This window comes from Streptomyces sp. HM190, assembly GCF_009857135.1.
In the GTDB taxonomy this organism is placed as follows: Bacteria; Actinomycetota; Actinomycetes; order Streptomycetales; family Streptomycetaceae; genus Streptomyces; species Streptomyces heilongjiangensis.
Window position 1 is genome coordinate 3,431,372 of the sequence record NZ_CP047318.1, and the last position, 10,783, is coordinate 3,442,154.

Annotated in this window: 9 protein-coding genes; 3 read left to right on the forward strand and 6 right to left on the reverse strand. The window is 70.8% G+C overall.

The genetic code is table 11. From position 1 onward, the window contains the following. Window positions 1-84: 84 nt before the first annotated feature. Window positions 85-756 carry an HAD family hydrolase gene (locus GSY65_RS14415; protein WP_159768136.1) on the reverse strand — a complete coding sequence of 224 codons (672 nt, stop codon included), beginning with the start codon at window positions 754-756 and terminating at the stop codon, window positions 85-87. Window positions 757-917: 161 nt separating this feature from the next. Further along, a complete protein-coding gene (locus GSY65_RS14420) occupies window positions 918-1,433 on the reverse strand; it encodes a DUF6912 family protein (protein ID WP_159768139.1) in 516 nt (171 codons plus the stop codon). 422 nt (window positions 1,434-1,855) lie between these two features. Between GSY65_RS14420 and GSY65_RS14425 the strand changes: the two genes are divergently transcribed. After that, window positions 1,856-2,401, forward strand: a complete 546-nt coding sequence (locus GSY65_RS14425; protein WP_159768142.1) for an Rv3235 family protein — start codon at window positions 1,856-1,858, stop codon at window positions 2,399-2,401. A 242-nt stretch (window positions 2,402-2,643) separates the two neighbouring features. On the opposite strand, the gene secA is transcribed toward GSY65_RS14425, so the two are convergent. Next, entirely contained in the window at window positions 2,644-5,493 is a 2,850-nt protein-coding gene (gene secA, locus GSY65_RS14430) for a preprotein translocase subunit SecA (RefSeq protein ID WP_159768145.1), read from the reverse strand. A gap of 281 nt (window positions 5,494-5,774) precedes the next feature. Here secA and GSY65_RS14435 point away from each other — a divergent pair, with 281 nt between their 5' ends. Together GSY65_RS14435 and GSY65_RS14440 are read left to right on the forward strand one after the other, a co-directional pair. After that, window positions 5,775-6,344: a GNAT family N-acetyltransferase gene (locus tag GSY65_RS14435; RefSeq protein WP_159768148.1), complete on the forward strand. Its 570-nt coding sequence runs from the start codon at window positions 5,775-5,777 to the stop codon at window positions 6,342-6,344. Window positions 6,345-6,512: 168 nt separating this feature from the next. Beyond that, window positions 6,513-7,715, forward strand: a complete 1,203-nt coding sequence (locus GSY65_RS14440) for a winged helix-turn-helix domain-containing protein (RefSeq protein ID WP_159768151.1) — start codon at window positions 6,513-6,515, stop codon at window positions 7,713-7,715. 7 nt (window positions 7,716-7,722) lie between these two features. Here GSY65_RS14440 and GSY65_RS14445 read toward each other — a convergent pair whose 3' ends face one another. From GSY65_RS14445 to GSY65_RS14455, 3 genes are all read right to left on the reverse strand, one after another. Next, window positions 7,723-8,469, reverse strand: a complete 747-nt coding sequence (locus GSY65_RS14445) for a response regulator (RefSeq protein ID WP_159768154.1) — start codon at window positions 8,467-8,469, stop codon at window positions 7,723-7,725. 205 nt (window positions 8,470-8,674) lie between these two features. Continuing rightward, complete coding sequence (hpf, locus tag GSY65_RS14450) at window positions 8,675-9,367, reverse strand: ribosome hibernation-promoting factor, HPF/YfiA family (protein ID WP_236579789.1); 693 nt, start codon at window positions 9,365-9,367, stop codon at window positions 8,675-8,677. A 314-nt stretch (window positions 9,368-9,681) separates the two neighbouring features. Continuing rightward, window positions 9,682-10,557, reverse strand: a complete 876-nt coding sequence (locus GSY65_RS14455; RefSeq protein ID WP_159768160.1) for a ComF family protein — start codon at window positions 10,555-10,557, stop codon at window positions 9,682-9,684. Window positions 10,558-10,783 lie beyond the last annotated feature (226 nt).

A 10,783-nucleotide genomic window follows, 5' to 3' on the forward strand; every position in this document is an offset into this window, starting at 1 on the left:
GGCCGGTGGGCGGCCGGGGCGGGAGCCAGGGCCGCCCTCCGGAGCGGAGCCCGCGCGCCGGTCGTCGTCCGGGTCGGCGGCGCGCTACGCGGCCAGCCGCTCGGCCTCCGCGACCGCCTCCTCCAGGGTGTCCACCACGGGCACCCCGGGCACCGTCTCCAGACTCGCCCGGCTGTGGGACCCCCCGGTGTAGAGGACGGCCCGTGCCCCGACGTGCCGGGCGGCGACGGCGTCGTCGGCGGCGTCGCCGATCACGACGGTCCGCTCCGGCTCCACCCCGACGAGCCGGCGCAGGTGCCGCACCATGTGCTCGGCCTTGCTGCCCCCGGACGGGCCGTGCCGCCCGTCGACCCGTACGAAGTGCGGCTCGATCCCGAAGCCCCGTACCAGCGGCACGAGTTCGTCGTGCACGTACATGCTGAGGATCGACTGGCTGTGCCCCTCGGAGCGCCAGTCGGCGAGCAGCGTGGGTACCCCGTCGGTGAGGCCGCACGCGACCCGGTGCTCGGCGTAGTACCGATGGAAGACGGCGTCCATGGCGTCCCACTCCTCATCGGTGGGCAGCCGCCCGATCAGCCGCTCGTAGAACTTCGGCACCGGCACGCAGTACAGCTCCCGGTACCGCTCCAAGGTGAGCGGCTCGATGCCCAGCTCGGCGAACGCCGCGTTCGTCGCCCCGATGATCGCCTCGTTGTCGTGGAACAGCGTGCCGTTCCAGTCCCAGACGATGTGCGCCCCAGATCCGTGCTTCCCCATACGAAGAAACTACCCCTCACCACTGACAACGCACCGTGACCTTGAGTACGCACCCCGCAAACGCGTACGGCCCACCTGACCGGGCACCGGGCCACAGGTCACACGGGCCACGGGTCACACGGGCCACAGGTCACACGGGCCACACCGCACCGACGCCGGTGTCACTCCCCGAGGCCCACCAGGTTCGGGATCTCCTGCGTCGCGTACCACAGCAGTTCGTGGTCGTCCGCGCCGTCGACGATGAACTGGGCGTCGTCGTCGCCCTGGTCCGCCGCGCCGAGCGCGTCCGCCGCCTCGGCCACCTCGGCCTCGGCCTCCGCCGAGTCCACGTGCACGGCCGCCGCCTTGGACAGCGGCACGGGCCCGGCGACCCGCACCTCGCCGAGCGCCGACGGATCGAGCCCCCGGTCGGGGTCGGCGACCGCGTCCCGGTCGGCCACGTCCACGGCCACCACGACCCTGCGCCGGGCAGCCCCCGGCTCGACGGCGACCAGCCGCAACGACGCGAGCGCGGCGCGGTTCAGCGCGGCGTACTCCAACTCCTCGATGTCGTCGGACAGGTACCACTCGCGCAGCGCCGGCGTGACGGCGTACGCGACGAACGGCCCCTCTCCCAACTGCCCGGTCTTGTACGCCTCGGCGAGCCCGGGAAGGGTCAGGGGGACGTAGACGCGCATGGCAGGCCGCTTTCGTAGTCGTGTTCGCTGTCAAGGCTCCGCGGAGGGCTCCGACGAGGGGTCCACCACCGCCGGGAACGATCCGTACCCCGCGGGGCTCGCTCCCGCACCCCGGAAGGCGCCCGGGGCGGTATGAGGAGTCAGTACCGACGGTCCTTCAGGATACGTGCGGCGTCCCCTATCGAGCCCCCGCCCGCCCCTCCTGCCCCGTCCACCCCGCGCCCACCGTCTCACCCGGCACATCCCCGCCGCACCGGGCCGGGACCCCGCCCTCGTCACCCTGATAGGTGAACATTCCGGGCCCTCCGTCGCTCGCCGTCGTTCCTTGCGGCGCCGGCCTCCCGCCTCGTACAAGATCCCCAACGCGAAGTTACCGAGTGGTACCAGTGGCTCGCTCACCTACTCCGAGGAACGGGGACCCGATGAACAAGGTCATGACCAGGACCCAGCGCCGCCCCGGCAGCCGCCCGCCCGTCCGCCACGACACCCGCCGCCCCGGCCGCACCCCCGCCCGCACGACACCCGGCGGCGGTCGCACGCCCCTCGGCACCCGGACCACGCCCGCCGCGCGGAGCACGGCAGCCGCCCTCCTCCCCGAGGTCCCGACACCTCCCGCCGCCCAGCGGCCCCGCCCCACCGACCGCTTCGCGGACCTCCTCCTGGCCGTCCTGAGCGGCCGCCGCCCCGTCCACAGCATGCTGCGCCACACCGCGGGCCGGGCCTACGACGAACTGGCCTGGCTCGCCGAACGGGGCCCTCTGCGCGCCGTCCACGGCACGGACCCGGTCGTCCGCGACATCGGCTACTACGTGGCCGCTCCCGGCGCCCTGGAGGTCTTCGCCCGCATCGGCGCGGGCGACCGCCTCAGCGCCATGGCCTTCCGCCTGGAACACGGCCCGGACCACCGCTGGCGCTGCACAGCGGTGGAACTGGGCGGCCCCAGGCGCCCCCACACGACCGACGACTGAGACCCCGTCCGCCGGGCCCGCACGGCGCGGCCCCACCCGCACACACCGCGCTTCGCGCCCCCCACCCGCACCCGCACGCAGAAGGGCCGGGCACCCGAAGATGCCCGGCCCCTCCCTGCCTCACGGCCAGGGGTCCACCCTCTCACCGCCCGCAGGCACCGCCGCGACGGCACCCGCACCGGCGAGGGCGCAAGGCCCCGTACCGCCTCTCGCACCGCCCCGCTCCGCGCGGAGCGGCCCGTTCACTTCTTGCGGCGGCGGCCGCCCGCCCTGCCCTGCTGCTTGCGGCGCTCAGCGCGGGTGAGGCCGTCGGCCTCGGAGCGGATGGGCTCGTCCTCGGGGAGGTCGCCCTCGACGATGCCGCCCTCGCCGTCGACGGTCGGCGCGGAGAAGTGCAGACGGTCCCGGCGCTGCGGGACCTCCAGGCCCTTCGCGCGGATCTCCGGGCGCGACGCACCCGCCTGGGCCGGCACCGCTTCGCCCTTGTCGAGAGACGGCCTGGCGTCCTCGACCGGGACCTCCTCGACCTGCTGCTCGACCTGGACCTCCAGGTTGAACAGGTAGCCGACGGACTCCTCCTTGATGCCCTCCATCATCGCGGTGAACATGTCGAAGCCCTCGCGCTGGTACTCGACCAGCGGGTCCTTCTGGGCCATCGCGCGCAGGCCGATGCCCTCCTGGAGGTAGTCCATCTCGTAGAGGTGCTCACGCCACTTGCGGTCCAGGACGGACAGGACCACCCGGCGCTCCAGCTCACGCATGATCTCGGAGCCGAGCTGCTCCTCACGCGCCTGGTACTGCTCGTAGATGTCGTCCTTGATGGACTCGGCGATGAACTCGGGGGTCAGCCCGGCCCGGTCGCCGGCCGCCTCCTCCAGCTCCTCGATGGTGACCTTCACCGGGTAGAGCTGCTTGAACGCGCCCCAGAGCCGGTCGAGGTCCCACTCCTCGGCGAAGCCCTCGGCGGTCTCGGCGGCGATGTACGCGTCGATCGTGTCGTCCATGAAGTGCTGGATCTGCTCGTGCAGGTCCTCGCCCTCCAGGACGCGGCGCCGCTCGCCGTAGATGACCTCGCGCTGCCGGTTGAGGACCTCGTCGTACTTGAGGACGTTCTTGCGGGTCTCGAAGTTCTGCTGCTCGACCTGCGACTGGGCGGACGCGATGGCACGGGTGACCATCTTGTTCTCGATCGGCACGTCGTCCGGCACGTTCGCCATGGACATCACACGCTCGACCATCTGTGCCTTGAACAGGCGCATGAGGTCGTCACCGAGGGAGAGGTAGAAGCGGGACTCGCCCGGGTCGCCCTGACGGCCGGAACGACCGCGCAGCTGGTTGTCGATACGGCGGGACTCGTGCCGCTCGGTGCCGAGGACGTAGAGACCGCCGAGCGCCTCGACCTCCTCCTTCTCGGCCTTGACCGCGGCCTCGGCCTTCGCGAGGGCCTCGGGCAGGGCCGCGGCCCACTCCTCGATGTGCTCCTCGGGGTCGAGCCCGCGCTGGCGCAGCTCCGCCTCGGCGAGGTCCTCGGGGTTGCCGCCGAGCTTGATGTCCGTACCACGGCCGGCCATGTTGGTGGCCACGGTCACGGCGCCCTTGCGGCCGGCCTGGGCGACGATGATCGCCTCACGGTCGTGCTGCTTGGCGTTCAGCACCTCGTGCTGGACGCCGCGCTTGCTGAGCTGCTGGGAGAGGTACTCGGACTTCTCGACCGACGTCGTACCGACGAGGATCGGCTGGCCCTTCTCGTGCTTCTCGACGATGTCGTCGACGACCGCCTCGAACTTCGCCACCTCGGTGCGGTAGATGAGGTCGGACTGGTCCTTGCGGACCATCGGCCGGTTGGTGGGGATCGGGACCACGCCGAGCTTGTAGATCTGGTGGAACTCGGCGGCCTCGGTCATGGCCGTACCGGTCATGCCGGAGAGACCGGGCTGCTCCTTGCCGTTGTGGTCGTGGCGCTTGTAAAGGCGGAAGAAGTTCTGGAGGGTGATCGTGGCGAGCGTCTGGTTCTCGTCCTTGATCGGCACCCCTTCCTTCGCCTCGATCGCCTGGTGCATGCCCTCGTTGTAGCGGCGGCCGGCGAGGATACGGCCGGTGTGCTCGTCGACGATCATGACCTCGCCGTCGATGACGACGTAGTCCTTGTCCTTCTTGAAGAGCTCCTTCGCCTTGATGGCGTTGTTCAGGTAGCCCACCAGCGGCGTGTTGACCGACTCGTAGAGGTTGTCGATGCCCAGCCAGTCCTCGACCTTGGAGACGCCGGACTCGTGGATGGCGACCGTGCGCTTCTTCTCGTCGACCTCGTAGTCGCCGGTCTCCTCGATGCCCTTGAGGGGGTTGCCGGGCTCGCCCTTCTTCAGCCGCCGTACCAGCTTGGCGAAGTCGCCGTACCACTTGGTGGCCTGGTCGGCGGGGCCGGAGATGATCAGCGGCGTACGGGCCTCGTCGACGAGGATGGAGTCGACCTCGTCGACGATCGCGAAGTTGTGGCCGCGCTGGACGAGCTCGTCCTTGGACCACGCCATGTTGTCGCGCAGGTAGTCGAAGCCGAACTCGTTGTTCGTGCCGTACGTGATGTCGCAGTTGTACTGCTCGCGGCGCTGGGCCGGCGTCATGTTGGCGAGGATGCAGCCGACGGTCAGGCCCAGGAACTTGTGGACGCGGCCCATCATCTCGGAGTCGCGCTCGGCCAGGTAGTCGTTGACCGTGATGAGGTGGACGCCCTTGCCGGACAGCGCGTTCAGGTACGCGGGCAGGGTGCCGACGAGGGTCTTGCCCTCACCGGTCTTCATCTCGGCCACGTAGCCGAGGTGGAGGGCGGCGCCGCCCATGATCTGCACGTCGTAGTGACGCTGGCCGAGGGCGCGCTTGGCGGCCTCGCGGACGGTCGCGAACGCCTCGGGGAGCAGGTCGTCCAGGCTCTCACCGTCGGCGTACCGCTGCTTGTACTCATCGGTGAGGGCACGCAGCTCGGCGTCGGAGAGGTCGACGAAGTCCTCTTCGATGGAGTTGACCTGGTCCGCGATGCGGTGCAGCTTGCGCAGGATCTTGCCTTCGCCTGCACGCATGATCTTCGAGAGGACGGACACGGGGGTTTGTCTCCTTGCCGGTCGGGCCTGGGACGGTCGGTTTCAATGACAGATTCAAATCACAGCTTGAGCAACGGCCATCGTAAGCGAGGACCCCGCCGCGCCGGGAGGTCTGGCGCTGACAGCCACTAGGACAACGGGCGGGCGTGGCCGATGGTGCCGCGCTGCGCCCACGAAATGCACGAATTGTGACCGCCTCGCCCCACCCGCGTCACGCTCCCGCGCACAGAACGGGCGCGAACACGATGGCGTCCCTCCGCCGCCCCGAGCACAATCGGCCGATGGACCCCGTCACCCTGACCACCGAGCGTCTGCTGCTGCGCACCGTGGACGCGCGCGACACCGACACGGTGTACGCCGCCGCGCAGGACCCGGACATCCAGCGCTGGACCACGATCCCCTCGCCGTATCTGCGCGAGCACGCGGTGAGCTTCGTGGAGCACGCGGTCCCCGAGGGCTGGGTCAACGCCTCCCTGTTCACCTTCGGGGTCTTCCTGCGCTCCGGGGCGCTGACGGGCATGCTCGGCATCACGATGCGGTCGCTCGGCACCGCCGAGATCGGCTTCTGGACGGCCAGGGAGCACCGCCGCCAGGGCTACACCACCGAGGCGACCCGGGTCGCCGCCCGCTGGGCGTTCACCGCGCTCGCCGTCGACCGCCTCGAATGGCGCGCGGAGGTCGGCAACACCGCGTCCCGCGCGGTCGCCGAGAGCACGGGCTTCACCGTGGAGGGCACCCTGCGCTCCGCCCTCCACAACAACGGCACCCTCCGCGACTGCTGGGTGGGCTCCCTCCTCCCCTCCGACCTGAGCCTCCCGTCGACGTACCCCTATCTCCCGTCCCCGCACTGACGCACGTCCCCGCCGCCTCCGCCCACCCGGCGGACCGTCCCCGCCGTGTCCGGCCGGCCGCCGGTTCTCCCGGCTCAGCCCGGCAGGACGTCGGTCAGTGCCCGAGTCACGGCCACTTGAACCTGAGTACCGGCAGCGATGTCAGTGCCCTGGCCTACCCTGCGGACCATGACACCCCTGCCGCCCCCCTCGACAGAACTCACCGCGGACGAGGCCCGCCGCATCGTCCTGCGGGCCCAGGGCTTCCTCGGCGCCCCCGACCGCAGGTCCGGCGTCCGCGGCGTGCTCCGCCACCTGGGCGCGGTCCAGCTCGACACCATCTCGGTCCTCGCCCGGTCCCACGAACTCGTCCCGTACGCCCGCCTCGGTGCCATAGGCCGCGCCACGGTCGACAGGGCCTACTGGGCCACCGCCCCCGACGGCGCGCACCCGGCGCGTCCGCACGCCTTCGAGTACTGGTCCCACGCCGCCTGCATCCTCCCCATCGAGGAGTGGCCCCACTTCGCGTTCCGCCGCCGCGCCTACCGCGCCCGCCCCCAGTGGGGCCATGAACTGCCCGACGGCGCCTACGACCGCGTCATCAAACAGCTCCGTGACGAGGGCCCCCTGACCGCCACGGAACTGGGCGGCGCGAAGCGCACCAGCGAGTGGTGGGACTGGTCCGGCGAGAAGGTCGCCGTCGAACGGGCCCTGATGTACGGCGAGGTGGTCTGTGTGGAGCGCCGGGGCTGGAAACGGGTGTACGACCTCGCCGAGCGCGCCGTCCCCACCGAGCTGCTCCATGACGAGCTGGACGACACGGAGTGCCTGCGCCGTCTGGTCCGCCTGGCCGGCGAGGCCCTCGGTGTCGGCACGCGCGCGGACATCGCCGACTACCACCGCCTCAAGGGCGAGCAGTTCGACGCGGTGGTCGCCGACTCGGGTCTGGTCCCGGTGACGGTGGAGGGCTGGTCCAAGCCCGCCTGGGCGGATCCGGCGGCCCTGGCCACACCGGTGCGGGGCCGCCACCGTACGACGCTCCTGTCCCCCTTCGACTCCCTGGTCTGGGAGCGGGCCCGCACGGAACGCGTCTTCGGCTTCACCCACCGCCTGGAGGCCTATGTCCCCAAGCAGAAGCGGGTGTACGGCTACTTCGCGATGCCGGTCCTGGCCGGCGGCCACCTCGTGGGTCGTGTCGACCCGGCCCGCGACGGCCGCACCCTGGTCGCCAAGCAGGTCACCCTGAACGGCCCGAAGGCGGTCCCGGCGGTCGTCCAGGCCCTGTTGGAGGCGGCGAGCTGGGTGGACTGCACGCATGTCCGTGTGGAGCGAGTGGACGCTCCCGAGCTGCGCGATCGTCTGGTCGGGGAACTCACCCGCGCCCTGGCCTGAACCGGGGTCAGCGGATCTCGAGGATCTTCTCCCGCATCGCGTACACCACGGCCTCCATCCTGGAGTGCAGCTGCAGCTTCTCCAGGATGTTGCGCACGTGGTTCTTCACGGTGTTCTCGGAGATGAACAACTCCTTGGCGATGTCGCGGTTGTTCATCCCGGTGGCCACGAGCTTGAGGACTTCCAGTTCCCGGTCCGTCAGTCGGGGTGCCGGCACGAGGCGGCGCTCGTCGGTCCGCTGGATCATCGACTTGAACTCGGTGAGCAGCTTCGAGGCCATGGACGGGCTGATCTGCGACTGCCCGTCGGCGACGGCGCGGATCGCCGTGGCCACCTCGTCGGTGGAGATCTCCTTGAGGAGGTAGCCCGTCGCCCCCGCCTTGATCGCGTCGTAGAGGTCGGCCTCCTCGTCGCTGATCGTCAGCATGATGATCTTCGCGCTGGGGGCCACCTCCTTGATGGAGGTGCACGCCTCGATCCCGCCGCGTTTGGGCATCCGGACGTCCATCAGCACGATGTCGGGGAGCAGGTCGGCCGCCTTGTCCACCGCCTCGGCCCCGTCGCCGGCCTCGCCGACGACCTGGATGTCCTCCTCGGCGGCGAGCACGATCTCCAGACCGCGGCGGAAGAGCGCGTGATCGTCGACGACGAGGACTCTGATGGGTTCCTTGCGGGAGCCCGCCGCGGGGCCCATGCCGACGGAACCCTCGTCGGCCGTCGCGTCACGCATCGGTCCGAAGCTGCTGTCCGCCATCGTTCCTCCCCCTGAAGGCCGTGGCCTGTTTTTCTGTGCCATCGCCAACCCAAGGCAACGACCCGCCGGTTGGGGCCGGTTCGGCCATGATTTCATGCCGGGGCGACAGTGCGGTGACAGAGCGGGTCTCTGGGGGTCGCACACCGGTGCCCCTGGGGGCGCACGCGCGCTCCAGGGGCACCGGCTGAGCCGTCACCCGGCGTGATCAGCCGCCGAGCGTTCCGCCCGCGGCGTCGGAGTTCACCTCGGCGACCATCGGGTCCGTGCTGAGGTGGATGACGCCGTAGTCGTAGGCGTGCCGGCGGTAGACGACGCTCGGTTCCTTGGTCTCGGAGTCGACGAACAGATAGAAGTCGTGCCCGACCAGTTCCATCTCGTAGAGCGCCTGGTCGAGGGTCATCGGGGACGCGACGTGGGTCTTCTCGCGGACGACGAGGGGGCCTTCGCCCTTCACTTCGAGCGAGCCGATCCGCTTGGTGGGTACGCCGTCGGCCTTCTCCTCCTCGGCGACATATCCGTTGCCGTTGAGAGTCGCCACGCCCGGGACGTGGTCGGCGACCTCCGCGGCCGTGAGCCTGCGCGCGCCCCGGCGCGTGTAACGCTTGTCGTGCTGCTTGCGCAGCCGGGCCTCGAGCTTGTCCGCCGCCAGGTCGAGCGCCGCGTAGGGGTCGCTCGCCGCTGCCTCCGCCCGGATCACCGGTCCGCGGGAGCGGAGCGTGATCTCCACTCGGTCGCAGCGGTCGGCCTGTCGGGGGTTGGGCTCCTTGGACACCTCGACGTCGAGGCTGATCACCTTGCCGTCGAGCTTCTGGATCTTCTCCAGCTTCAGCTTCTCGGCCACGTGCTTGCGGAACCGCTCGGGCACCTCGGTCTTGCGGCCCTTGACGACGATGTCCACGCAGAACTCCGTTCCCGGATCACTCCGCTCCACTGGCGGAGCGTCTCCCTTGTGCACCAGGTTCCGGCTACTTCCGGAACCGCGGACTCGGTGACTCCACCTCCTCCTCCCCCGCGGACAAGATCTCCACCCCATCGCTGCGGGTGATTGCAGAAATCCCGCAGTACGGCATCCGGATATGTGGTGAACGGCCGGGGCCATTCCCTCACAACCGAACATATCTCGCCCGGACGGATGTCGTCACCCTCTACTGAGACGTACCTCCGTTCAGGTGAATTGACCCTCTCATTACCTGCAACGATGCAAGTTCTCTGTCAGTTCCGGTTTATACGGAAAGCGTCCGGCGGCGCGGCGACGACCGCCGCGCACAGTCCCTCACCTGCGGGGGAGCCCCCGCGCATTCCCTCGACGCCTCGGATCCGGACCGCCTCCTCCACCGTTCGCCCAGCGTCTTTCCCGTATGCCGCCGTCGACACCACCCAACCGTCGTGCGCCACCCGGACGGCCCGCGCCGCCTCCGCCAGCGAGGCCCCGGTCGTCATGAGGTCGTCGACGAGCACGACCCGGCCGCCGCCCAGTAGCGGGGCGCCCCCGGCGGCCACCTCCAGGGCGCCCGCGAGGTTGTCCAGCCGCTGCCGGGAGTCCAGCCCCGACTGATCGGCCACGGCACGCCGCTGCCGCAGCACCGCGAGCACCCGGGCCGGCGTCCCGGCACGCCGCAGCACCCGGGCCGCAGCGAGGGCGATCCGCCGCGCCGGGTCGTGCCCCCGTGCCCGCACCGCCCGCCGCGCGGACGGCACCGGAACGAGCAGCACATCCTCACGGCCCCCTCTCCCGTCACCGGCCGCCGAGGCGCCGCGCCCCCATGGGAGATCCTCGGCACCCTCCGCCCCCGGCCCGCCCAGCCCCGCCCGTACGGCCCCCGCCAAGGCTGTGCCGAGCGGTTCGGCGAGGGCCAGGGCGCCCCTCTCCTTGTGCGCGAGCAGCGCCGCCCGTACCGCGTCCTGGTATGGGGCCGCCGCGTGCACCTCGGGCAGCCCCACCGGTTCCGGCGCAGGTCGCACCCGGCCCGGTGCGGCCCCCATGAGGGCGGCGCGGCACTCCGGGCAGAGCACCTCGCGAGGCCTCCCGCAGCCTCCGCACTCGGCCGGCAGCACCAGATCCGTGAGGTCCTGCCACCATGCCCGCATGCCCACCACTGTGCCCACGCGCACGAAACCCCGCCACCCCTGTGGAAAACCGCCTGTGGACAACCCGGGAAACACCAACACGGTTGTCACCCACACGAGTCAGCCGCTGGGTGGACGGCAGGCCGAAGGCCGCCAAGGCTCACCAAACTCCCGTTGGAGGGACCCGAGAGCGGTGGAGGAACCCGAGAGCTGTGGAGGGAACCGAGAGCGGCGGAGAGACCCAAGG

What these genes read in the sequence shown, in the direction of transcription:
- GSY65_RS14425 (WP_159768142.1), top strand. Translation starts at nt 1,856, where the DNA reads ATGAACAAGGTCATGACCAGGACCCAGCGCCGCCCCGGCAGCCGCCCG.
- GSY65_RS14415 (WP_159768136.1), bottom strand. Translation starts at nt 756, where the DNA reads ATGGGGAAGCACGGATCTGGGGCGCACATCGTCTGGGACTGGAACGGC.
- GSY65_RS14455 (WP_159768160.1), bottom strand. Translation starts at nt 10,557, where the DNA reads ATGCGGGCATGGTGGCAGGACCTCACGGATCTGGTGCTGCCGGCCGAG.
- GSY65_RS14435 (WP_159768148.1), top strand. Translation starts at nt 5,775, where the DNA reads ATGGACCCCGTCACCCTGACCACCGAGCGTCTGCTGCTGCGCACCGTG.
- GSY65_RS14445 (WP_159768154.1), bottom strand. Translation starts at nt 8,469, where the DNA reads ATGGCGGACAGCAGCTTCGGACCGATGCGTGACGCGACGGCCGACGAG.
- GSY65_RS14440 (WP_159768151.1), top strand. Translation starts at nt 6,513, where the DNA reads ATGACACCCCTGCCGCCCCCCTCGACAGAACTCACCGCGGACGAGGCC.
- GSY65_RS14420 (WP_159768139.1), bottom strand. Translation starts at nt 1,433, where the DNA reads ATGCGCGTCTACGTCCCCCTGACCCTTCCCGGGCTCGCCGAGGCGTAC.